The 24056-nt window shown below is 52.6% G+C and carries 23 protein-coding genes; all 23 read left to right on the top strand.

All coding sequences use genetic code 11. The annotated features are described in order from the left end of the window. Positions 1-116: 116 nt before the first annotated feature. The 23 genes from M891_RS0104200 to M891_RS0104310 all read left to right on the top strand — a co-directional run bounded on the left by M891_RS0104200 (position 117) and on the right by M891_RS0104310 (position 24038). Complete coding sequence (locus M891_RS0104200; RefSeq protein WP_028537934.1) at positions 117-1607, top strand: UDP-N-acetylmuramoyl-L-alanyl-D-glutamate--2,6-diaminopimelate ligase; 1491 nt, start codon at positions 117-119, stop codon at positions 1605-1607. Further along, positions 1604-3004, top strand: coding sequence for a UDP-N-acetylmuramoyl-tripeptide--D-alanyl-D-alanine ligase (locus tag M891_RS0104205; RefSeq protein ID WP_028537935.1), 1401 nt, complete (start codon positions 1604-1606; stop codon positions 3002-3004). The genes M891_RS0104200 and M891_RS0104205 overlap by 4 nt, the downstream gene beginning before the upstream one ends. A 23-nt stretch (positions 3005-3027) precedes the next feature. Continuing rightward, the gene (gene mraY, locus M891_RS0104210; protein ID WP_016311504.1) at positions 3028-3993 is read left to right on the top strand and encodes a phospho-N-acetylmuramoyl-pentapeptide-transferase; all 966 of its coding nucleotides are present in this window, start codon (positions 3028-3030) and stop codon (positions 3991-3993) included. A gap of 5 nt (positions 3994-3998) precedes the next feature. Continuing rightward, positions 3999-5423, top strand: a complete 1425-nt coding sequence (murD, locus tag M891_RS0104215; RefSeq protein ID WP_028537936.1) for a UDP-N-acetylmuramoyl-L-alanine--D-glutamate ligase — start codon at positions 3999-4001, stop codon at positions 5421-5423. Between the two features lie 49 nt (positions 5424-5472). Beyond that, positions 5473-6570: a stage V sporulation protein E gene (gene spoVE, locus M891_RS0104220; protein WP_016311506.1), complete on the top strand. Its 1098-nt coding sequence runs from the start codon at positions 5473-5475 to the stop codon at positions 6568-6570. A gap of 4 nt (positions 6571-6574) precedes the next feature. Continuing rightward, the gene (gene murG, locus M891_RS0104225) at positions 6575-7684 is read left to right on the top strand and encodes an undecaprenyldiphospho-muramoylpentapeptide beta-N-acetylglucosaminyltransferase (protein WP_028537937.1); all 1110 of its coding nucleotides are present in this window, start codon (positions 6575-6577) and stop codon (positions 7682-7684) included. A 230-nt stretch (positions 7685-7914) separates the two neighbouring features. Continuing rightward, a complete protein-coding gene (gene murB / locus M891_RS0104230; RefSeq protein ID WP_028537938.1) occupies positions 7915-8820 on the top strand; it encodes a UDP-N-acetylmuramate dehydrogenase in 906 nt (301 codons plus the stop codon). A 16-nt stretch (positions 8821-8836) separates the two neighbouring features. Then, entirely contained in the window at positions 8837-10117 is a 1281-nt protein-coding gene (murA, locus tag M891_RS0104235) for a UDP-N-acetylglucosamine 1-carboxyvinyltransferase (RefSeq protein WP_028537939.1), read from the top strand. 116 nt (positions 10118-10233) lie between these two features. Beyond that, complete coding sequence (locus tag M891_RS0104240; protein WP_016311510.1) at positions 10234-11001, top strand: cell division protein FtsQ/DivIB; 768 nt, start codon at positions 10234-10236, stop codon at positions 10999-11001. 242 nt (positions 11002-11243) lie between these two features. Continuing rightward, on the top strand, positions 11244-12494 hold the full coding sequence (gene ftsA / locus M891_RS0104245; RefSeq protein ID WP_028537940.1) for a cell division protein FtsA: 1251 nt from the start codon (positions 11244-11246) through the stop codon (positions 12492-12494). Positions 12495-12550: 56 nt separating this feature from the next. Next, positions 12551-13666, top strand: coding sequence for a cell division protein FtsZ (gene ftsZ, locus M891_RS0104250; RefSeq protein ID WP_028537941.1), 1116 nt, complete (start codon positions 12551-12553; stop codon positions 13664-13666). A 189-nt stretch (positions 13667-13855) separates the two neighbouring features. Continuing rightward, a complete protein-coding gene (gene spoIIGA, locus M891_RS0104255; RefSeq protein ID WP_028537942.1) occupies positions 13856-14827 on the top strand; it encodes a sigma-E processing peptidase SpoIIGA in 972 nt (323 codons plus the stop codon). A 19-nt stretch (positions 14828-14846) separates the two neighbouring features. Beyond that, complete coding sequence (sigE, locus tag M891_RS0104260) at positions 14847-15569, top strand: RNA polymerase sporulation sigma factor SigE (RefSeq protein WP_016311514.1); 723 nt, start codon at positions 14847-14849, stop codon at positions 15567-15569. Positions 15570-15723: 154 nt separating this feature from the next. Further along, positions 15724-16506, top strand: a complete 783-nt coding sequence (sigG, locus tag M891_RS0104265; protein ID WP_016311515.1) for an RNA polymerase sporulation sigma factor SigG — start codon at positions 15724-15726, stop codon at positions 16504-16506. Between the two features lie 121 nt (positions 16507-16627). Next, positions 16628-17446, top strand: coding sequence for a MerR family transcriptional regulator (locus M891_RS0104270; protein WP_028537943.1), 819 nt, complete (start codon positions 16628-16630; stop codon positions 17444-17446). Positions 17447-17554: 108 nt separating this feature from the next. Further along, complete coding sequence (locus tag M891_RS0104275; protein ID WP_016311517.1) at positions 17555-19498, top strand: FAD-dependent oxidoreductase; 1944 nt, start codon at positions 17555-17557, stop codon at positions 19496-19498. A gap of 189 nt (positions 19499-19687) precedes the next feature. Continuing rightward, the gene (locus tag M891_RS0104280; RefSeq protein ID WP_016311518.1) at positions 19688-20023 is read left to right on the top strand and encodes a YlmC/YmxH family sporulation protein; all 336 of its coding nucleotides are present in this window, start codon (positions 19688-19690) and stop codon (positions 20021-20023) included. Between the two features lie 272 nt (positions 20024-20295). Then, positions 20296-21132, top strand: coding sequence for a peptidoglycan editing factor PgeF (pgeF, locus tag M891_RS0104285; protein ID WP_028537944.1), 837 nt, complete (start codon positions 20296-20298; stop codon positions 21130-21132). Positions 21133-21140: 8 nt separating this feature from the next. Then, the gene (locus tag M891_RS0104290) at positions 21141-21833 is read left to right on the top strand and encodes a YggS family pyridoxal phosphate-dependent enzyme (protein ID WP_028537945.1); all 693 of its coding nucleotides are present in this window, start codon (positions 21141-21143) and stop codon (positions 21831-21833) included. After that, positions 21833-22282, top strand: a complete 450-nt coding sequence (locus tag M891_RS0104295) for a cell division protein SepF (protein WP_028537946.1) — start codon at positions 21833-21835, stop codon at positions 22280-22282. Before M891_RS0104290 ends, M891_RS0104295 begins: the two co-directional genes overlap by 1 nt. 7 nt (positions 22283-22289) lie before the next feature. Further along, complete coding sequence (locus M891_RS0104300) at positions 22290-22565, top strand: YggT family protein (RefSeq protein WP_028537947.1); 276 nt, start codon at positions 22290-22292, stop codon at positions 22563-22565. 2 nt (positions 22566-22567) lie between these two features. Further along, the gene (locus M891_RS0104305) at positions 22568-23350 is read left to right on the top strand and encodes a YlmH family RNA-binding protein (protein WP_028537948.1); all 783 of its coding nucleotides are present in this window, start codon (positions 22568-22570) and stop codon (positions 23348-23350) included. A 181-nt stretch (positions 23351-23531) separates the two neighbouring features. After that, positions 23532-24038 carry a DivIVA domain-containing protein gene (locus tag M891_RS0104310; RefSeq protein WP_016311524.1) on the top strand — a complete coding sequence of 169 codons (507 nt, stop codon included), beginning with the start codon at positions 23532-23534 and terminating at the stop codon, positions 24036-24038. Positions 24039-24056: the final 18 nt, after the last annotated feature.

The raw sequence follows: 24056 nt of genomic DNA on the forward strand, positions 1-24056 counted from the left end.
GTTAAATTTGGTGATAATATAGTATGAGTGTGTATCGGTAATTCAAAAATTGTGTATGGAAACCCGATTTTTGAATTTCGTATAGGGCACGCAGTTGAAAGACGGAGGGGTAACCTATGCTGCTTAAGAAACTAGCAACGTATTTTATGACATCGCAGATACAAGGAGATGAAGAAACGTCCTGTACGGGGATCGCGATCGATTCGCGCAAGGTACAACCGGGGGATCTATTTATTTGCCTTCCCGGCCATACGGTGGATGGTCACGATTATGCCCGGCAGGCTGCAGAACAAGGGGCTGCAGCACTGGTGGTAGAACGGTGGCTGGACGAGGTTGCCCTGCCGCAGCTGAAAGTCAAGGACTGTCGACAGGCGATGGCTGTACTCGGAGGCGTATTCTACGGGGCGCCTAGCTCGCGGCTGAAAGTCATCGGCGTGACTGGTACGAATGGCAAGACGACCACTACTTATCTGATCGAGCGGATTTTGCAGGATCAAGGCAAGGAAACGGGATTGATTGGCACCATCCAACGCCGGTTCGCCGGGCAGACGTATCCGATGTCCGGGACAACACCGGAGTCGCTGGAGCTGCAGAAATATTTACATGACATGGCTGAAGGCGGCGGTGAGTATTGTGTTATGGAAGTGTCCTCCCATGCGCTGGCGCAAGGACGTGTGAAAGGAACCCGCTTCCGGACGGCCGTATTTACGAACTTAACCCAGGATCATCTGGATTATCATAAGACCATGGACGAATACCGCTGGGCCAAAGGATTATTTTTCTCCCGATTGGGGAATACGTATGCGGAAAATCCAGAGGAACGCAGCTATGCCGTGCTGAATGTTGATGACCCGGCGAGCGCTTATTTTGCCAAACAGACGGCGGCTGAAGTGATTACGTACGGCGTGGAGCAGGATGCCGACGTTAGAGCCTCCAACATCTCGATTACCGCACGGGGGACATCCTTTCACGTGGATACGTTCCGCGGCAGCGCAGATATCTCCTTGCGGATGGTAGGGAAGTTTAATGTATACAACGCGCTGGCCGCCATCTCCGCGGCACTATTGGAAGGTATCCCGCTTACGCAGATCAAGGCCAGCCTGGAATCGGTGAAAGGCGTTGAGGGTCGAGTGGAAGCGGTGGACGAAGGTCAGGATTTCGCCGTCATTGTGGATTACGCCCATACCCCGGACGGGTTGGAGAATGTGCTGCGGACGGTAAATGAATTTGCGAAAGGCCGCGTGATTTGCGTCTTCGGCTGCGGCGGGGATCGGGATCGGAAGAAACGCCCGATTATGGGTCAAATCGCCGCGAAGTATGCGGATTACGTGCTGGTGACCTCGGATAATCCGCGTACGGAAGACCCGCAAGCGATCTTACGGGACATCGAACAGGGACTCATCGAGGACGGCGTGGATCAGGCGCGTTATGAGATGATCGTCGACCGCCGCGAGGCGATTGGCAAGGCTATTGAAATGGCAAGCCATGAAGATGTAGTATTGATTGCGGGCAAAGGCCATGAGACCTATCAACTGATAGGTACGAAGGTGCTGGATTTTGACGATCGAATCGTTGCAAAAGAAGCGATAAGGGGTCTGGCAAAGTGATTAAAAGAAACTTAGCGGAAATTGCCGCGATGTGCGGCGGACAGATTCGGGATGCGGGCGATGCTGGCATCGAAGTGCAGGGGGTTGTGACGGATTCCCGGCAAATAACGAAAGGCTGCCTGTTTGTGCCGCTGGCGGGGGAACGGTTCGATGGCCATGATTTCGCGTCGGACTGCCTTCAGGCTGGAGCAGGCGCTTGCCTATGGGCGCGCTCAAAGGGAACGCCGCCAGGCCCGGCCGTACTCGTGGACGATACGCTAATCGCGCTGCAGGCGCTGGCCAAATCCTACTTGACTGCAACCGGAGCAAAAGTAGTCGGGATCACCGGAAGCAACGGGAAAACGACGACCAAAGATCTGGTTTACGCTCTTTTGTCGACGACATATCAAGTGCATAAAACCAAAGGGAACTTCAACAACCATATCGGACTTCCGTTAACGATCTTGGCCATGCCGGAAGATACGGAAATCGCCGTGCTGGAGATGGGCATGAGTGGGCGCGGGGAGATCGAACTGCTCTCGAAGATTGGTGAACCGGAAACGGCGGTCGTCACCAACATCGGCGAATCTCACTTGCTGCAGCTGGGTTCGCGGGAGGAGATCACAAGAGCCAAACTGGAAATTCTGGCGGGGATGAAGCCAGGAGGACTGTTCATCTACAATGGGGACGAACCTCTTATCCCTCAAGTGCTGGCCGAGCCGTCTACGGTGAAGCCGGAAGGTCTGCGAACAGCAACATTTGGGCTGCGTCCGGAGAATGACTTGTATCCCACAGGAATCCTGTTTACGGACCATCATACGTTGTTTACGCCGCATGGCAGCGAAGGCGAACCGCTGGAACTGCCGCTTCTGGGTGAACATAATGTATCCAATGCGCTTGCGGCGATCACGGTTGCCCGTCAATACGGGGTGAGCGACGCAGCGATCCGTGAGGGCTTCAGCAATGTGGAGCTGACCGGAATGCGGATTGAAGTCATTACTGGACAGAGCGGCATTACGATCCTGAACGACGCGTATAACGCCAGCCCGACTTCGATGAAGGCGGCCCTTGGCGTTTTGGAGCATATGAAAGGGCATCGGAAGAAGATCGCCGTGCTGGGGGATATGCTCGAACTGGGCGATTCCGAAGCAGATTATCATCGCGAAATCGGGGAGATGTTGACGCCAGGTACGGTGGATCTGCTGTTCACCTGCGGTCCGCTGTCCCGCCACATTGCCGAGGGGGCGAAGAAACAGTTGGACCCCAATTGTATTCATGCATATACTGATAAGTCTGAACTGATCCGCAAGCTGGTTTCGTTGCTGCATCCTCAGGACATTGTCTTGGTTAAGGCTTCCCGGGGCATGAAACTCGAAGAAGTCGTTGAAGCGATCAAAACTAGCGAGCTAACACACTAATACCGGCGAAAGGGGGGGATCCCATGGATTTTGGACTTATCTTGTTAACGATCGGCGTATCTTTTATTCTGGCGGTCATCTCGGCTCCGCTGATCATACCGCTGCTGAGAAGACTCAAATTCGGCCAGCAAATTCGCGGCGAAGGGCCGCAAAGCCATTTGAAAAAGGCGGGCACGCCAACGATGGGCGGCATTATTATCCTACTAGCGTTTACGTTGGCTTACTTAAAATTTTCCGTTGTGAATACCGACTTCTACGTGCTACTCGTTGCCACGCTGGGGTTTGGACTGGTCGGATTTCTCGACGACTATATCAAAATCGTATTTAAACGGTCTTTGGGTCTCACACCCAGACAGAAATTAATTGGACAGCTGCTGTTCGCCGGAATCATGTGTGCCTTGCTCATTTCGGAGGGTCATAGCACAGCGATTGCTATCCCGGGGACGGACATTTCGTTTGACTGGGGCCCGTGGTTCTACTATCCGTTTATCGTGATCATGATGATGGCGGTGACGAACGCCGTGAATTTTACCGATGGCGTGGACGGCTTGCTGTCGGGCGTCAGCGCAATTGCGCTGGGGGCATTCGCGGTGATCGCCATGCAGGTGACTTCGCTTCCATCTGCGGTATGTGCCGCAGCCATGATCGGTGCCGTGCTGGGCTTTCTCGTCTTTAACGCGCATCCGGCCAAGGTGTTCATGGGCGATACCGGTTCGCTGGGCATCGGCGGGGCGATTGGCGCGATTGCGATCGTCACCAAAACCGAGCTGTTGTTCCTGGTCATCGGCGGAATATTTGTCATCGAAATGTTGTCTGTCGTCATCCAGGTCGTTTCGTTTAAGACACGCGGCAAGCGGGTATTTAAGATGAGCCCGATTCACCATCATTTCGAGTTGTCCGGTTGGTCGGAATGGCGCGTTGACGTCACCTTCTGGGCGGTTGGACTGGTGCTGGCGGTCATAGGACTTTACTTGAACAAGGGGTTGTAATGAAGATGAATCATCCAGAAGAATACCGGGGACGTCAGGTTGTCGTTCTCGGTTTGGCGAGAAGCGGCGTTCAGGTCGCCAAAACCCTGCATCATTATGGCGCCGTCATCACGGTCAATGATCGAAAAGAACGAGAACAGTGTCCCGAAGCATCCGAATTGGAGGCTTTGGGAATTTCTGTTGTATGCGGAGGTCACCCGGACGATCTCATTCATGAGGGCGTTTCGTTGGTCGTTAAAAACCCGGGGATCCCCTATACCGCGCCTCCTGTGGCCAAGGCGATGGAGCTTGGCATCGAGGTTGTGACGGAGGTGGAGATCGCTTATTTGATCAGCCCGGCTCCCATTCTCGGGATTACTGGCTCCAATGGCAAAACGACCACAACGACGTGGGTTGGCAACATGCTGGAGGCTGCCGGCATGAGACCGATTGTCGCCGGTAATATTGGCATCCCGCTGTGCGAGGCTGCTGAGGAGGCGGATGTACGCAACTGGTTGGTCGCCGAGCTCAGCAGCTTTCAGTTGAAGGGGACCCGGGCGTTCCGCCCGGAGGTGGCCTGCCTGCTGAACGTGACGGAGACGCACCTGGATTATCACGGGACGATGGATGATTACATCTCGTCGAAAGCCAAGCTGTTTGCGAATCAACGAGAAACGGACCGCGCCGTCCTCAATTGGGACGACCCCGTGTGCCGGGAGCTTGTGCCCTACATAAAAGCGAAGCTGATCCCTTTCTCGATGACTGAAGAATTGCAGTCGGAGGGGGTTTATGTCGCACCGGCGTACATTCCGGATGTCGAAGACGGATTAACCCGTCACATCATGTACCGGGGGGCTGATGGCGTGGCGCGGGCAATTGTCGACATCGCCGACATCGCTTTGCCGGGCCGCTTTAACGTCGAGAATGCGCTGGCGGCGGTTGCGGCGGCGATTGCTGCGGGAGCTGCACCAGATGCGCTGGCGGAGCCGCTACGAACGTTCCGCGGCGTGGAGCATCGCTTGGAGTATGTCGACGAGAAGCAAGGCGTCGTTTACTATAACAACTCCAAAGCGACCAACTCCAAGGCAACGGTCATGGCCCTTGAAGCACTGCAGGCACCTATCGTGTTGATCGCCGGCGGATTGGACCGCGGCTTGGATTATATGGAGCTGCTGCCGGTTTTCAAAGAGAAGGTAAAGGCCGTCGTGGCGATGGGGCAAACGAAAGAAAAAATTGCTAGAGTCGCTGAGCTGGCGGGTCTATCGCACATCGTGCTGGTCGATACTGTGGACAGCGCCGCAGATACGCTGCGCGCTGCGCTGAAGGAGGCTTCAAGCCTGGCGGAGCCGGGAGATATCGTTCTGCTCTCGCCGGCCTGTGCAAGCTGGGATATGTTCCCTTCCTATGAAGAGCGTGGACGCATTTTTAAAGAGGCGGTGCATACCCTTTAAGTAGGGGGGTGGAAAAGCCCCTACTTTCGGTTAAGAGGTGGCATCCACGATGGGCAAGAGCCGTACGGCGCCGGATTTTTGGCTGGCGGCCAGCATTCTCGGATTGCTGGCGATCGGAATCGTAATGGTATACAGCGCGGGTTCCGTACTCGCTTTCCATGATTACGGCGATTCTTTCTATTTCGTTAAGAGGCAGCTGCTCTTTGCTGTACTTGGGTTAATTGCGATGTTCTTGATGATGAATGTAGATTACCGTCTGCTGCGAAAATACGCGAAAGTCGGGCTGGTTCTCTGCTTTATCCTGCTCGTCATCGTACTGATTCCCGGGATCGGGGTCGTGCGCGGCGGGGCGCGCAGCTGGCTGGGCATCAGCTCGTTTGGGATTCAACCCTCCGAGTTTATGAAGCTGGGGATGATCTTGTTTCTATCCTATTGGCTAAGTAAAGAAGATTACAAGATCACGAATTTTACGAAAGGCTTGCTGCCGCCGCTTGGGATTATCGGACTTGCCTTTGGATTAATCATGCTGCAGCCTGATTTGGGGACAGGAACGGTTATGCTGGGCGCTTCCCTGTTGATCGTGTTTACCGCAGGTGCACGCATTCGCCATTTAGCTGGATTGGCGGCTGTAGGTGCGATAGGCTTCGTTGGTTTGATCCTGGCGGCACCTTATCGGCTGAAACGGATTACCGCCTTCCTGGATCCATGGTCGGATCCATTGGGGGCGGGTTATCAGATCATCCAGTCGCTCTATGCGATTGGGCCCGGTGGATTGGCAGGCTTGGGTCTGGGGATGAGCCGGCAAAAATACAGCTATGTGCCGGAGCCGCAAACCGACTTCATCTTCTCGATTCTAGCTGAGGAATTAGGTTTTATCGGCGGACTCTTAGTTTTGTTATTGTTTTTGATATTAGTATGGCGCGGAATGCGCGTGGCCATGACCATCGATGATCTGTTTGGCAGCTTGCTTGCTGTCGGAATCGTAGGTATGGTAGGCGTGCAGGTTGTCATCAACATCGGCGTTGTCATCGGTCTGATGCCAGTCACCGGCATTACGCTGCCGTTGATCAGTTACGGCGGATCTTCGCTGACGCTGATGCTGACCGCGCTAGGCATTCTACTGAATTTATCCCGTTACGCGAGGTGAGAATATGCGCGTCGTACTTAGCGGCGGTGGAACCGGGGGGCATATTTACCCGGCTCTGGCCGTCGCCAGCCAATGCGCCAAGGAATTTCCCGGCTCTGAGTTTCTGTACATCGGGGGCAAGCGCGGGCTTGAAAGCTCGATTGTACCGCAGCAAGGAATTCCATTTGAAGCGATTGAGATTACCGGCTTCCGTCGGAAGCTGTCCTTCGATAATGTGAAAACGGTCATGCGTTTTCTCAAGGGAGTGCAAACTTCCAAGAAACTGCTCAAAGAATTTAAGCCTGACGTCGTCATCGGAACCGGCGGATATGTCTGCGGTCCGGTGGTCTACGCTGCGGCCAAGCTGGGCATTCCCAGCATTATTCATGAACAGAACGCTATTCCGGGCTTAACGAACCGCTTTCTGAGCAAATACGCATCGACGGTTGCCGTCAGCTTCGAGGGATCGGAGAAGGCGTTCCCCGCAGCTCGCAACGTGATTTACACCGGGAATCCGCGGGCGACAACCGTATACGCAGCCGATAAGCAAAAGGGCTTTGAATCGCTGGGGTTGCCGTCTAGCAGCTCGGTTGTCCTTGTGGTCGGCGGCAGTCAAGGGGCCCGTGCCATCAATCAAGCGATGGTTGAAATGGCTCCGCTACTTAAGCAGTCCGAACACTTGAAATTTGTATACGTCACCGGAGACCGCTACTATGCCTCGACGGTGGAGGCGATTTCAGCGAAATTGGGCGAACTTCCTGCCAATCTGCAGATGCTTCCTTATGTGCATAACATGCCGGAGGTTCTGGCCTGCACCTCGCTGATCGTGAACCGTGCCGGGGCTTCTTTTTTGGCGGAAATTACAGCACTGGGGATTCCTGCGATTCTGATTCCATCTCCTAACGTAACGAACAATCATCAAGAGAAAAATGCCCGCGCGCTGGAGAGCGCCGGTGCGGCCGAAGTGATTTTGGAGCCGGAGCTGACGGGACAGAGCTTGTATGCATCCATTGAGCGCGTGATGAGCGATTTGCGTCGGCACAGCGCGATGTCGGCCGCTTCCCGTGCCTTGGGCAAACCGGATTCCGCCCATCTCATCGTGGAAGAGATGCAAAGGCTCGTTAAGCACCAATAAGGCGCTGTTCAGAGGCGATGCAAGGGCTTGTGCCGGGAAGTCTGGGCGATTGTCACACTCTCCGTTAGGGAGGCATAAGATACTCTATAAATCGTGACAACCAAGCGGGGCAAGATCTTCAGCCCTGCAGGACCCGGGCTCCGGCAGCCATCGACTGCCGATATGAAACAGCGGCACCCGGCGAAGTACCGTCGAAGGGATCCGCCATTCAAGTCAAGGAGGGTTATACGATGCAGCAGTGGATATCACAATTGACCAGGCTGGAAGCCTTGGAGGTGTTGCCGAATGAACCAATGTCGAAATACACGACTTGGAAAATCGGCGGTCCGGCGGATGCGATGGCCGTTCCACAAACGACCCGGCAGCTTGCGGAGCTGATGCGCTTGCTCCACGCAGAAGGAATCCCGTGGATGATGATCGGAAAAGGCTCCAATCTGCTGGTTTCCGACAAAGGCATCCGAGGCTGCGTCATCCGGCTGGGTGGTGAGTTCGAGCAGATTGTATTCGACGGTACGCAAGTCAGCGCCGGAGGCGGCGCATCCACCGTCCGGCTCAGCATCATGGCTGGCAAACAGGGACTAACCGGGCTGGAGTTTGCGGGGGGAATTCCGGGTACAGTCGGCGGCGCCGTCTACATGAATGCCGGTGCCCACGGGTCCGATGTGTCACGTATATTTAAATCCGCTGACATTGTTCTGGAGACGGGTGAATTGGTCACATACACAGCGGAGGATATGAAGTTTGCCTACCGGCATTCCGTCCTGCATGAACAGCGAGGGATCGTGGCTCAGGCACGTTTTTCGCTTGCCGTGGGTGATCGGCTGGAGATCGCGGCGGCCATGGCGGCGTACAAGGACCGCCGTCGCAAAACGCAGCCGCTCTCGCAGCCTTGTGCAGGCAGCGTATTTCGCAATCCGCCCGGCGATCATGCCGCTCGGCTGATTGAAGCGGCGGGTCTCAAAGGGATGAAGGTCGGCGGGGCTGAAGTGTCCACGCTGCATGCCAATTTCATCGTCAATACCGGGCAAGCGACAGCAGAGGACGTTCTTGCGCTCATGGAGCAAGTCAAGGCAGCCGTCCAAGATCAATTTGGGGTGGCGCTGGTGCCGGAGGTCTTCTTCGTGGGTGAACGGTAAACTCGGAGGTGATACATTGGACAAATTGGTGATCGAAGGCGGGAAACCCCTATCAGGAACCATTCGTATCCATGGAGCGAAAAATGCCGCATTGCCGATTCTGGCCGCATCGCTGCTGGCGGAAGGTAAGGTGCAACTTCGAAATGTCCCCCGCCTGCTCGATATTGATGTCATGTTAGGCATTCTCAGTCGACTGGGCTGTAAAGCCGTCCATTTGGGAGATACGGTGACTGTGGATACCTCGGGGGCAGATTCCAGCCATGTTCCTGAGGACTTGATGAAACAGATGCGCTCCTCCATCTTTTTGATGGGGCCGCTGCTTGCCCGTTTTGGGGAAGTATGCATCTATCAGCCGGGAGGCTGTGCGATCGGGGAACGGAAGATCGATCTGCATTTGAAGGGACTTGAAGCTTTAGGAGCGAAGATTGAAGAACACGATCAGCAAATATGGTGCAGAGCCAGCAAGTTGATTGGTACCGACATCCATCTGGATTTCCCCAGCGTGGGTGCAACGGAGAACATCATGATGGCTGCAGCGCTCGCTGAAGGCACAACGATGATTACGAATGCAGCGCGGGAGCCGGAGATTCAGGATCTGCAAAACTTCTTGAATGCCATGGGCGCCAGCATCATCGGCGCGGGAACCGACACGATTACGATCCGAGGAGTGAAGCGTCTCACCCCTTGCGATTACGAGATTATCCCGGACCGTATCGTTGCGGGAACTGCATTGATTGCTGTGGCTGCCACCCGCGGCAGCGTTACGTTGACCCACAGCAACCCTTCACACCTGGTATCGTTGCTTACCGTGCTCAAGCGGGCCGGTGTTCAAATCGGAGTGAGCGATGATATAATAACGTTGAGCAGTGCAGGCCGTCCGAAAGCGGTGGAACGAATTGTGACCTCGCCGTATCCTTCGTTTCCTACCGATTTGCAGTCCCAAGTGATGGTTCTATTATCCTTGGCGGACGGAATGAGCGTGATGAAAGAAACCGTGTTCGAAGGCCGGTTCAAGCATGTCGGCGAGCTGGTTCGCATGGGCGCCGACATTACGGTGGACTTGAATTCCGCGTTTATTCGCGGGGTGCCCCGGCTTTACGGCGCGACCGTGGAAGCAACCGACCTGCGTGCAGGGGCGGCGCTGGTGATCGCTGGTTTGGCGGCCCAGGGTCAAACCGTGGTGGAGCAGGTTCATCATATCGACCGCGGTTATGATCGAATCGAAACGATGTTCCAACGGCTTGGAGGCTCGGTACGCCGTGAATCGCCAGCCTTGCGTCAGCTGGATCTGGCTTAAGGCTATCGTGGTGCTGATTCGCGAAACCTTCGTAGTATAGCCCTAAACTTTTGTCCCCTCCCCTGGAGGGGATATAAGCTTTGTAATACTTATTCAGAAAGTTGCGGAGAAATGACATGCCAAAAGCGAATGTACCCGTCCTAAAAGAACCTGCGCCTAAGAAGAAAAGCGGACGAAAAATCAAAACCATACTTATTTTGTTGTTCCTCGCATTATTATGCGTTCTATTTTTCCGTTCATCTCTTAGCAAAATATCTGTTATTACGTTCGACGGCAATGAGTATACAACGGAGACAGAGCTACTGGGCGCCACAGGGCTTCAGGTGGGTTCGCCGTTTTTTGCGGTCAGTGCCGATCATATCGCCCGCAGGCTGGAAGAAATTCCTTCGGTGAAGCAAGCAGAGGTAGATAAGACGTTCCCCGGCAGCGTTACGATCCATATTGAGGAGTATCCGATTGCAGCGTATGTGCTGGCAGAGGACGGGAAGCTGCATGGCTTGCTCGCCAACGGGACGCGCATCGACCTGAAGGACGGGTCGATGCCGGTGGACAAGCCCATATTAACCGGTTGGAAGGACGACGATGAAGGACTGGTCAAACTTTGCCAAACGTTGTCGCAAATTCCGGACGAGCTGACCGCAGACATTTCGGAGATCGTACCTTCACCTACGTTGTCTTATCCGGACCGAATTAAGCTGTATACCCGGTCCAAGTTCGAAATCATTTCAGCCACTTCCCTCCTAGCCAAAAAGGCGGAATACATGAACGAAATTTTGCAAACCCAGGACCCTGGAAAGCTGACGATGCTGGACGCGGATTCATATGTTCCATACTCCACGACGGAGGACGGAGACGATGGACAAAATGATACTACTCATGATTGAAAAACAATGATAAAATACATTTTATGGGCTAGTTGGCGTTCTCCCTCTTTTTTCTTCTAATTTTTCAAATAGGGGCAGGTTCTCTGTCACAGTCAGGATACTTCCTGTCTATATGGTGTTAAAAGTTGGAAGTCAAAAAATTTGTAGAAAAAAGAGGGAAAGGTTAAGTGGCGTTGAATTAGTAGATAGTGCATCTAACACGGCAAGTATATTTTGATGGGGAAATAGGAGGTGCCAGGGGCTTGAGCAACAATGACATCATTGTTAGTTTGGACATCGGTACATCCAAAGTTCGTGCTATTATTGGGGAAATTAATAATGGAACCTTTAATATTATTGGGGTTGGATCTGCCGACTCGGAAGGAATTCGAAAAGGCGCGATTGTAGATATTGACCAAACGGTGCAATCGATCCGCAGCGCTGTGGATCATGCAGAACGAATGGTAGATATTCAAATATCTGAAGTGTATGTCGGCATTTCGGGAAATCACATCGGACTCCAAACGAGCCACGGGGTTGTAGCCGTACAAAATGAAGACCGGGAAATTGGTGAAGAAGACATCGAGCGGGTCCTGAAGGCGGCCGAGGTGATCGCCCTGCCGCCAGAACGCGAAATTATCGACGTGGTGGCCAAGCAGTATATCGTGGATGGACTGGAAGGAATTTCGGATCCACGCGGGATGATTGGCGTCAGACTGGAAGTGGAAGCGACGATCGTCACCGGCTCCAAGACGGCGATTCACAATTTGCTTCGCTGTGTGGAGAAGGCTGGCCTTAAAGTTCGGGATCTGGTATTGCTGTCGCTTGCTGCCGGTCAATTGGCGTTGTCCAAAGACGAAAAAACGATGGGATCCGTCCTGGTGGACATCGGTGCGGGTTCCACGACGATCGCTGTATTTGAAAGCGGCACGATCGTTGCGACATCCACGCTTCCGATTGGGGGAGAATTTATAACGAACGACATTGCTTACGGCCTTCGGACGTTAACGGACCATGCGGAGAAGGCGAAGCTGAAATACGGCTGTGCTTCCATTGAGGACGCGGCGTCGGATGTTACTTTTAAGGTGACACGGATCGGAAGTAATGTGGACAAGGAGTTTACGCAGGAGGATTTGGCCGCGATTGCGGAGCCGCGCGTACAGGAGATTTTCCAGCTGATTCGCCAGGAAGTCAAGCGTCTTGGCTACAGCGAGCAGCCGGGGGGATATATCCTGATCGGCGGAACGGTATCCATGCCGGGATTGCTCAAGATTGCCCAGCAGGAGCTGGAAGCTTCGGTACGGATTGCTGTGCCTGATTTCATCGGCGTTCGTGATCCTTCATACACCGGCGGGGTGGGAATTCTGCATAAAGTGGTTAAGAATTTGCGGATCCGCAGCGCTTCCAGCCCGAAGAAGAATGCGAACCGGAGCAAGGCTCCGGCACCGCAGGAACCCGTTCGGAAGAACGGTTTGATGGAACGACTCAAGAACTTGTTTAGCGAATTTATATAGTGGTTCAGGAATGATGCATGGTCGATCCATGCATATTGAGGGGGAGATGGAAGAGTATGTTGGAATTTGATTTCGAAATGGAGAGCTTGGCACAAATCAAGGTGATCGGGGTTGGCGGCGGCGGAAGCAACGCGGTTAACCGAATGATCGAGAACGGCGTGCAGGGCGTGGAATTTATTACGGTCAATACAGACGCTCAAGCGCTGCATTTGGCCAAGTCCGAACATAAATTGCAAATCGGGGACAAGCTGACCCGTGGTCTCGGCGCCGGAGCTAATCCGGAAGTGGGCAAGAAAGCGGCTGAGGAATCCCGCGATTTGATCGCCAATACGTTGAAAGGCGCCGACATGGTGTTTGTTACTGCCGGTATGGGCGGCGGTACAGGAACTGGGGCAGCGCCGGTCATTGCCGAGATCGCCAGAGAGTGCGGCGCACTAACGGTTGGCGTCGTAACCCGTCCGTTTACGTTTGAAGGCCGCAAACGCTCCACGCAAGCGGAGATGGGGATTGAAGCGTTGAAGGAAAAGGTAGACACGCTGATCGTCATTCCTAACGATCGCTTGCTTGAGATTGTGGATAAGAAGACGCCGATGCTGGAAGCGTTCCGCGAAGCGGATAACGTCCTGCGTCAAGCCGTGCAAGGCATTTCTGACTTGATTGCCGTGCCGGGTCTGATCAACCTCGACTTCGCCGACGTGAAGACGATCATGACCGAGCGCGGATCCGCCCTGATGGGTATCGGTCTTGCAACCGGCGAGAACCGTGCTGCCGAAGCTGCACGTAAAGCCATCATGAGTCCGCTCTTGGAGACTTCGATCGAAGGGGCGCGCGGCGTCATTATGAACATTACCGGCGGGGCGAACCTGTCGTTGTATGAAGTCAATGAAGCAGCAGAGATCGTTATTGCCGCTTCGGACCCAGAAGTGAATATGATTTTTGGTGCAATCATCGATGAGAATATGAAAGAAGAGATCAAAGTTACCGTGATCGCCACGGGATTCGAGAACAAGCCGTTGCCTAGCCGCAAGCCGGCAGCAGCTGCCCCTGGTGCTCCGGAGCCGCAGGAGAACCGTTCGACCTCCACCCTGAGACCGTTCGGTAACCAGCCTAGCGGCGACCAACTGGATATTCCGACGTTTCTTCGTAACCGTTCGCGGAACAACAACGAATAGGTTAGGAGCTATTAAACGTCTTCCCCTAGACCTTGACCCGAGATGGGCCAAGGTCTTTTTTTTTCTATCCTTCCCTTCTGCAAATCTCTCCCGCGAAGTCGACAAAAATAGTGGCATTCTACTTTCAATTTTAGACAGACTTTATCGCGCGTTCTCTTTATACTGATAACCATCTACCCAGGCAGGTGAATGCCGTTGGTTGTCTATATCGATCTCATATTTTTGATGAACCTATTGATCGATGCAAGCTTGCTTCTAGTCACGGCTTGGATGCGAAAGCAAAAAGTCGTTCTCTGGCGGCTGGCCTTGTCGGCGGTGGTTGGGGCGATGTATGTCGTCATGATGTTTTTGCCGGAGCTCTCATTTCTGTACACGTTTCTGGTGAAATTTCTATTCTCTGTCGTGATGCTGTGGGTTGCGTTCGGATTTGGAAGTTTACAAAACTACTTACGGAATATGGGAGCTTTTTATATCGTCAATTTTGCAGCGGCCGGCGGAATTCTAGGTGTACATTATTTGCTGCAAGATTCCGGAGAAATCTGGAGCGGGATATGGTATTCGGCTTCCGGCGGGCTTTCGTTTTCCTTGAAAATTGGAGTGTTGTTTATTCTGGTTTGCTTCTTCGCCGTATTGTATGGGTTTAAGCGGGTGATCGATGCACGTCAACGGCAGGAGCGGATTCGCTCCTTCTTAGCTGATTTGGAAGTACGCGTAGGCGATACAGCGATTACGTGCACGGGATTGATCGATACGGGCAACCAGTTATCCGATCCCCTCAGCCGGCTTCCGGTGACCGTAATGGAAGCTGTGCTTTGGGAGCAGGTTTTGCCCCCGTCGTATCGGGGGAAGCTGGCTGACGAACGTGCGGACAACCTCATCTTGCAGCTGACAGAGGCAGGAGATTTTCCATGGCCGGAGCGGCTGCGGTTGGTTCCTTACCGCGGGATCAACAAAGGTACCCAGTTTATGCTGGCGCTGAAGCCTGACGAGGTTATGGTCCGTCTAGACGGCAAGGAATATCGTTCGTCCCGGGTGCTGATTGGTTTGGACGGGGGGCGGTTATCGACGGAAGGAACCTACCAAGCGATTGTTCATCCCGCACTGGTTGAGTCGACAGAGGCGAAGGAGAGTATGGACACCATCAGTAAAACGGGAACGTAACTTAGGAGGATACAAAGTGATGCGTGTAAAGTGGAAAATGATGCTGCAGCTGCAGTATTACCGGCTGCTGTTTCTTTTTGGACTAAAGAGTGAAGAAATCTATTATATCGGCGGCAGCGAAGCACTTCCTCCGCCATTAACCCGTGAAGAGGAGGAATATTTGCTGCAGCGGCTGCCCAGCGGCGATTCCGCCATCCGGGCCATGCTGATCGAACGTAACCTGCGGCTGGTCGTATATATCGCCAGAAAGTTCGAGAATACGGGAATCAATATCGAGGACCTGGTATCCATCGGCGCCATTGGCTTAATTAAAGCAGTTAACACGTTTGACCCGGAGAAAAAGATCAAGCTGGCGACCTATGCATCTCGTTGCATTGAAAACGAAATTCTGATGTACCTGCGCCGGAACAGCAAAATCCGCACCGAGGTCAGCTTTGATGAGCCGCTGAACATCGATTGGGACGGCAACGAGTTGCTGCTCTCCGACGTGCTGGGTACGGAGAACGATACGATCTACCGTAATATCGAAGAGCAAGTTGACCGGAAGCTGCTGCACAAGGCGCTGGATAAATTAACCGAGCGCGAGCGGATGATTATGGAGCTTCGCTTCGGGCTGGTTGACGGCGATGAGAAGACGCAGAAGGATGTAGCTGACCTGCTGGGCATCTCGCAATCGTACATCTCGCGTCTGGAGAAACGAATTATTAAACGGCTGCGCAAGGAATTTAACAAGATGGTTTAGTGAATGGCATGATAGATATGCGTTTATCGAAATTCCAATTATTTCGACAGAGGTCGACTTGAGTGTTTTCGCTCGACGAGGAAGATGACGGCGGAATAAAAATGCAGTCCCGGGAGATACTGTTCATTAGTTTCTCCTTGGGAGGTAAGACACGATGACCCGAAACAAAGTCGAAATTTGCGGTGTAGATACCGCAAAATTGCCCGTTCTAACCAATGCGGAAATGCGTGAATTGTTCCACTCGTTGCAGCAGGACCACGTAAGATCAGCCAGAGAAAAGTTAGTAAATGGCAATCTGAGACTCGTGCTGAGCGTCATCCAGCGGTTCAACAATCGGGGGGAGTATGTGGACGACCTATTCCAGGTTGGCTGCATCGGACTCATGAAAGCCATCGATAATTTCGACCTATCGCAGAACGTCAAATTCTCCACGTACGCTGTACCGATGATCATCGGGGAAATTCGGCGTTACCTGCGGGACAACAACCCGATCCGCGTCTCCCGAAGCTTGCGAGACATCGCCTACAAGGCACTTCAAATGCGGGACAACCTGACCAATCAGAATTCCCGTGAACCTACGATTTTTGAGATCTCTGAGGCTTTGGGCTTACCGAAGGAGGACGTCGTCTTTGCCCTCGACGCCATCCAGGACCCGGTTTCCTTGTTCGAGCCGATCTACCATGACGGCGGGGATCCCATCTACGTGATGGATCAAATCAGCGATGACAAGAACAAGGACGTCTCCTGGATCGAGGAAATCGCCTTACGTGAAGCGATGCAGCGGTTAGGCAACCGCGAGAAGATGATTTTGTCCATGCGTTTCTTTGAAGGCAAAACGCAAATGGAGGTCGCCGAGGAGATCGGGATCTCCCAAGCTCAAGTGTCCAGACTCGAGAAATCAGCTATTTTACAAATGCAGAAACATGTGAAGTCGTAATTCGGTCCCTGCGGGGGCCTTTTTTCGTGTGAACATTTCCATATCTTCAATCCCCCCTGCTTCAATATCATAGAAGTGGGACAAAAGGCTTGTGACTTGAGATGTGCGGGAGGGAAGGTAGATGAAGTATTGCATTGGGGAATTTTCTTCACTGCTTGGCATCACCCGGGACACACTGAGGCTGTATGAGAAGCATGACATCGTGAGGCCGGTCAAGGACCGTCATAACAGCTACCGCTATTTCAACGATTTGGACGCCCGGGATTTGTTGATGAGCCGGTGGTATCGCAGTTTGCAGATTCCACTGCAGGATGTGGCCAGCTTGATTCAAAATGCCTCGTTGGACGACATTCTCAACAAGATGGAACAGAGCAAGCGGGAGCTGGAGGAAGAGATCCGCAAAAGCACGATGTTGCTGCATAAGTTAGATGAACTGAGCCGGGAGGTCCAGAATCTAGAGGGGAGACTTTATCGTTGCACGCTGGGGGACCGACCAGGACTCTACCGATTAAAGCAAACGGATAAAAATCACCTGCTTAACACGAAAGGTTTGGAGGGCACCATTAATGCGTTAATGGAGGTGCTTCCTTACTCATTTTATTGCTTCCGCATCGACCCGGATTCCATCGAATCCGAGGCGGAGGGCTTGGAATACAGCTGGGGCCTGTCGATTTCGGAAAACGAGGTGCACCAACTGGGCATCACGTTGGATGAGCATTTAGAGTATATTCCGCCGTCTCGTTGTGTGACATCGGTGATATTGTCCCCGCAGAGCGAAGATTTTACCAAAGAATCGCTTCGTTTTATGCTGAATTACATAAATGAGCAGCACTATGCAATTTCCGGCGCGGTAACCGGACGATTGATGTTGACCGAGAACCACGAGGGCACGAAACGTTCGTTCCTAGAGATCCATATTCCTATCGAGAATTCCTATTGACCTTGGTGCAACACCAAGGTTTATGCTTCTAGTGTAGCCTTGTTTGTGAACATAAGTGAAAATATTCACAATAACAAGGCAGACTATGCAGTAAGGGGAGAAGAGGGAATGCGCAACAAACGAGTGAACAAGGTGCTCTTGGTTACGATCTGCATCGTATTGGTTGCGTCGATGTTCGGTTGGGGTTGGCCATCTGAGAAGCTGTTAAACAGCTCCTCGACAGCGGTCGCGGCCTCAGCATTTAAGGCGGGGACGTATACCGGGGAGGCCGAGGGCAAAGACGGCGTCATCAAAGTGCTCGTGACGATGGAGCAAGCGGATCGGATCAAGGACATCAAGATCGTCAGCCAAACCGAAACTGAGGGGCTTGGTGACAGCGCGCTGAACAAAATCAAGGATCAAATCTTGACGAACCAATCGCTGAAGATTGATGCGGTAAGCGGCGCAACTGTATCCAGCGACGCCATGCTGAAAGCGGTAGAGGATGCGGTTAAAAAAGCAGGCGGCGATGTGAATGCCTTGAAATCGGTTAGCGTCAAGAAGCCTGGCACAGGCAAAACGGAAAAGCTCCAAGCCGACGTCGTCGTCGTTGGGGCCGGTGCTTCCGGGGTGTCGGCTGCGGTAGCGGCGGCGGACAAAGGCGCAAAAGTGATCATTATCGAAAAGACCAGTATCATTGGCGGTGCCAGCAATCTGTCTTGGGCGGGCAAATTCTATAACTCCTCCGCTGCACTTGAGAGCGGTGTCAAGGTGGACGCGGAGAAGGAGATCGCCGATTGGATCGTCAACAACCACTGGAGAGTGGATGCAGCGGCTGTGCGCCAATATGTGACGAAATCCGGGGATACGTACGATTGGCTGAAGAACAAAGGGTATGTTACGACGTTCCTGAACTTCGGTGGAGAGCAGTTGCATGTGCTGCCGGCTTATAACACTCGCGAGCAGACGCTCCGTAAGATGCTGACGGCTTCGGTTGAGAAGAACGGCGGCAAGGTAATTACAGAAACCACCGGGAAGAAATTGATCACGAACGCTAAAGGAGCGGTGACTGGCGTTATCGCGGAAAAAACGGACGGCACCACGCTGGAAATCAGTGCAAAAAGCGTCGTAATCGCAACGGGCGGCTACGCAGGAAACAAGGAAATGGTGAAAGAGGCATTTGGTTTTGAGGGCGTGAATGGCGGACTCGCCCAAAATATTGGCGAAGGTCTGAAAATGTCCTGGGAAGTTGGAGCGAAGGTACCGGACAACTTTGGCGGACAAATGCTGCACCAAACACTGGCCCGAGGAACCAGCAATCTGAAGAAGCAATATTCCTCCTTCGAAGCCAGCTATCCACTCATGCTCAGCTATCTGCCGAACTTGATGAACGTAGGCCCATCGGGAGCTCGTTTCAGAGATGAGACGGCGACGTTGACGGCAGTAGCGGCAGCGAATACGAGTGCGTTTAACGGGCCTTACCATCTGGTGATCGTATCGCAATCGCAGTTGAAGGCTTTGGAAGCGAAGGGCATGAACGGCATCAAAGCGCCGAAGCTGCCAGGGCTTCCACCGGAATTTTACGCGGATTTCACCGATCAGTTTAAGCTGGATACTCCATGGAAGAACGTGACCGCCGTCTTTGAATCGATGGTGAAGAACGGGGATGGGTATAAAGGCAATACGATTGAGGAATTAGCCAAAAACGCTGGCATGGACGTCGAGGTGTTTAAGGACGCGTTTAACAAATATACGCAAGCGACCAAAACTGGCGTAGATACAGAGTTTGGCAAATCCAAAGAATACTTGCTGTCGATGGGTGAGGGTCCTTATTATGCGATCATTGCCGAGATTAACAACCTGGGTTCGGTTGGCGGCTTGCTCGTAAACCCTAAATTCCAAGTGTTGAACGACCAACGTGTACCGATCAAAGGACTTTACGCCGTTGGGCTTGAATCTGAAGGTGTGCTGTTTAACGACACTTACGTCGGGAACGGGGTAGGCATTGGCTATTCCTTTACTTCCGGACGACTGGGCGGCGAAAGTGCAGCTGCCGGGGCGCTGGGGAAATAATAGCATAAAAACGAACGGATAACTGAAAGGACGGCTTCTTCTGGAATCTTACAGATTTTCGGAAGGGCTGTCCTTTTCTGTGTGGGCTTGGTCGGGCATCTCTTTTCCTGTGGCCAAGGGCATGCACCGAATCCCAAGCTCATATAGTAAAGGGACGGAGTAATTCGACGGGACGGGGGCGGTAGAAGTATGGATAATGTAGTAAGGGCGAGTATGAAAATATCCGATTTTCAGACGAAGGACGTTATCAATGTTGTGGACGGGAAGCGGCTTGGCCATATCAGCGACCTGGAGCTGGATTTAAGACAGGGTGTCATTGAAGCGATTGTCGTGCCTGTCGGGGCGAAATTTATGGGGTTGTTTGGCGGCGGGAGCGATCTCATTATCCCATGGAAAAATATCGTGAAGATTGGATCTGACGTTGTGTTGGTGAAAATGGAGGAGCTTCGAGAACCAAGAACCCAGACAAACTACGATACGACGGTGTATATCGACCGAGACGGACGGGCGGAACGACGGAGCTAGATTCCGCAAGCGGTATTGTGGCGATTTATGGTAGACTTGAAGTAATTCCAATATTGAACTTTAACGGACCTCAAAGACGTTATTCTGGTGAATACGGCTGAGAAACTAGATGAGACGGACCTCACAGACCTTATTCGACTAAACCGGGCACAAATTGCTGCAAGATCAAGCTGATAGAGGCTTCCCAGTCCGTTAGATCTTTGTTTGACGCTTTTTCTGGCAAATAAGGTCGTTTAGGTCCGTTAAATTTAATTACCTTAAGGAGATGGATGATGGAACCGTTTGTAAGGAATGCTAAGAACCAACAACCAGAACGGTTCGAGCTGGCTCCTTGGGCCAATGTTATTCCGGGAATCAGCGCCGGATTTACCGGACGGTCTGGCGGAGTCAGCGAACCGCCGTATGATAGCTTGAATCTGGCTCTTCACGTAGGCGACGACCCTCAGCACGTGCTTGAGAACCGACGCCGGTTAGCGAAAGCGTTGGGGTTTGCCTCCGATGCATGGACTTGCGGGGAGCAGGTTCACGGCAACGCCGTCGCTGTGGTCCGTGCCGAGGATCGCGGCAAAGGGTTCCTGGACCGCAGCGGCGCTTTTCAGGAGACGGACGGACTGGTGACCAACGTATCGGGGGTGCTGCTCACCTCGTTTTATGCCGATTGCGTTCCTCTTTATTTTGCTGACCCGGTGAGAGGTGTCGTAGGCTTGGCCCACGCTGGGTGGAAAGGCAGCGTCCGTCTGATCGCTGCAGAAATGATTCACACGATGGAACGCGAGTTCGGCAGCCAGCGGAGCGAGATCCGCACGGCGATTGGCCCCAGCATTGGGGAATGCTGCTATGAGGTGGACGAAGTGGTGATGGAGAAGGTTCGTGAGGCGCTGCCGGGTGAAGAGCCGCATTTTGCTTCCGCATCTCCCCGTGCAGGAAAAACAATGCTGAACTTGAAAGAAATGAATCGAATCATTATGATTAAAGCAGGAATATTGCCGACTCATATCGAATGTACAACGTGGTGTACAAGCTGTCATCCGGAGTATTTTTACTCCTACCGGGCGCAGAATGGCGTTACAGGGAGAATGGCAAGCTGGATTGGCATAAAAGAGAGGTGATCCTTCCCGTGTCGCTGAAGGAACGGATACAGCACGTGGAAGAGCGGATTAAGGCAGCCTGCGAGCGAAGCGGCAGAAAGCGCGAGGAGGTCCATGTCGTCGCCGTAACTAAATATGTATCGGTTGAAGCTACGCGCGAAGTGCTGGACGCAGGAATCGTGCATATCGGTGAGAATCGCCCGCAAATCGCCGTTCCGAAATGGGAAGCGCTCGAAGGACAAGGGACCTGGCATTTTATCGGCCATCTGCAGAGCAATAAGGTCAAGGACGTCATTGGGAAATTTCAATATATTCATTCGTTGGACCGGCTGTCGCTGGCCCGTGAACTGGAGAAACGAGCCTCAGCGATGGGAACGAGCGTTACTGCATTTTTGCAGGTGAACGTCTCCGGCGAGGCGTCCAAGCAAGGGATTGAGCCTGAGCAAGCTGCTGATTTTTTGAAGGAAATCGCAGATTTGAAGCATGTTCGCGTGGTGGGGCTCATGACGATGGCTCCCATCGAGGAAGATGCCGAGCGGACAAGACCGGTTTTCCGCAAACTGCGGGAGCTGCGCGATCAACTGAACGCTCAAGCTGTAACGGCGGAGCCGTTGACAGAATTGTCGATGGGCATGTCGGGAGATTTTGAAGTGGCGATTGAGGAAGGGGCGACATGGGTTCGCCTCGGAACGCTGTTAGTGGGGAAAGGGGAATTGTCGTAATGGGAGTAATGAACCGGTTCATGAACTTTCTGGGCTTACAGGAAGAAGAAGAGATTGTGGAGCGCGAACGGTTTTCTGGTCAAGAAGACGCAGAAATTGAAACCCCAAGCTTTGAATCCCGTAGAAATCAGAGAGGAAGCAACGTGGTCAGTATTCACTCCCAGAAGAATGTCAAGGTCATCCTCTATGAACCTCGCTCCTATGAAGAAGCGCAGGAAATCGCTGACCATCTTCGTTCCCATCGATCGGTCGTCGTTAATTTGCAGCGGGTCCGCAATGATCAAGCCATGCGCATTATTGATTTCTTAAGCGGAACGATTTATGCGCTTAGCGGAAGCATCTCCAAAATTGGATCGAATATTTTTCTTTGCACACCGGATACCGTTGAAATTCAGGGATCGATTACAGAGATTTTAACGGAGGATTCCGATTATAACAGAATGAGGTGATGACAGCTTGGTAGGTTATATCGATTCCATTGTATGGCTGCTATACAATATTTATTTTTATATGATCCTGGTTTACATTCTGATGTCATGGGTACCTAACGCCCGCGACAGCTTTATTGGCGAACTGCTGGGCAAGCTCGTTGAGCCCTATTTGGCTCCCTTCCGGCGGTTTATTCCACCGATCATGGGGATGATCGACATCTCGCCGATTATTGCCTTGTTTGTGCTCCGATTGGCTGTCTTCGGATTAATTAGTGTTCTCCACTATATCTTTGGGTACTAATGATGAAAGCCGATATTTATGAGCATTTTAAACCGGAGGAACGGCCGTTTGTCGACCGTGCCTGGGAATGGGTCGTGAATGCCGGGGATTATCATGAGGTCAAGCTTAGCGACTTCCTGGATCCGCGGCAATGTTACATTCTGGAGACCCTGGCGAATCGCCATCCTGATGTGCAAATTCGGCTGGACGGCGGTTATGAAGGCGCGGAACGACGGCGGGCACTGATTGCTCCGGATTACCGGGATCTCAGCCAAGAGCCGATGGGACTGAAAGTGCTCGATATCACCTCAGGAGACCAGAAATTTCTCGCCCTTCAGCATGGCGATTATTTAGGGGCGATATTGGGGCTCGGACTCAAACGTGATAAAATCGGCGACATTCATGTTCGTGAGGACGGATGTCACGTCATTGTTGCGGAAGAGATTGTACCGTTTCTGCAAATGAACCTCCATCAAGTGCATCGCGTGAATGTCATGACCGATGTACTGAACCTAGGCGAGCTGAGGACGATGGAGAAAGAACTGGAACCGATGGAGCTGACAGTGGCTTCATTGCGCTTGGATGGGATTGTTAGCGATGTATTTCGCTTAAGCCGTAACAAAGTGCTGATTCCAATCAAAGCCGGCCGTTGCCGAGTAAATTGGAGAACGGAGGAGGACCCCTCCACACCGTTGAAGGTTGGCGATGTCGTAGCACTGCAGGGCTTTGGGCGATTTAAGGTGCTGGAAGCAGGCGGTTTGACTAAGAAAGGCAGACATCGTGTCAAAATCGGTAAATTTGTATAAGGCGTTTTGCAGGAGATGGTGGATTCTTGTCGAATATGATAGTTCGAACTGGTTCTTGAATGTATCTCGTGATTGAATTGAACCCATCTTCCCGCTGGGGTGCGAGTTCAACAACGGGACAATTCACCTGATGGAACTATCGCTTCACGGGGAGTTTCGAAATTTCTAGGAGGTGAGGATCATGCCATTGACGCCGCTGGATATACATAACAAAGAGTTTTCCAGACGATTGCGCGGTTATGACGAAGATGAAGTGAATGAGTTTCTCGACCAAGTCATTAAAGACTATGAGATCGTGATCCGGGAGAACAAGGAGCTTCATAACCAACTGTTGGCTTTGCAAGAGAAACTGGATCATTTTGCTAATATTGAGGAAACTCTTAGCAAGACCATTATCGTTGCACAGGAAGCGGCCGATGAAGTGAAGAACAATGCGAAGAAGGAAGCTCAGTTGATCGTGAAAGAGGCGGAGAAGAACGCCGATCGGATCGTCAACGAATCGCTGGCCAAATCGCGCAAAATCGCGATGGAAGTGGAAGAGCTCAAGAAGCAGGCTTCCATTTACCGCGCTCGCTTCCGTACGCTGGTGGAAGCCCAGTTGGATCTACTTAGCAGTGAAACCTGGGATTCGCTGGAGAGCCGCGAACGTGCCCCTGAGAAAGGTCAAGAAGTGCAGGAACTGTATTAATCAAAAGCAAACGCCATT

Source organism: Paenibacillus sp. J14 (assembly GCF_000518465.1).
GTDB lineage: Bacteria > Bacillota > Bacilli > Paenibacillales > Paenibacillaceae > Fontibacillus > Fontibacillus barengoltzii.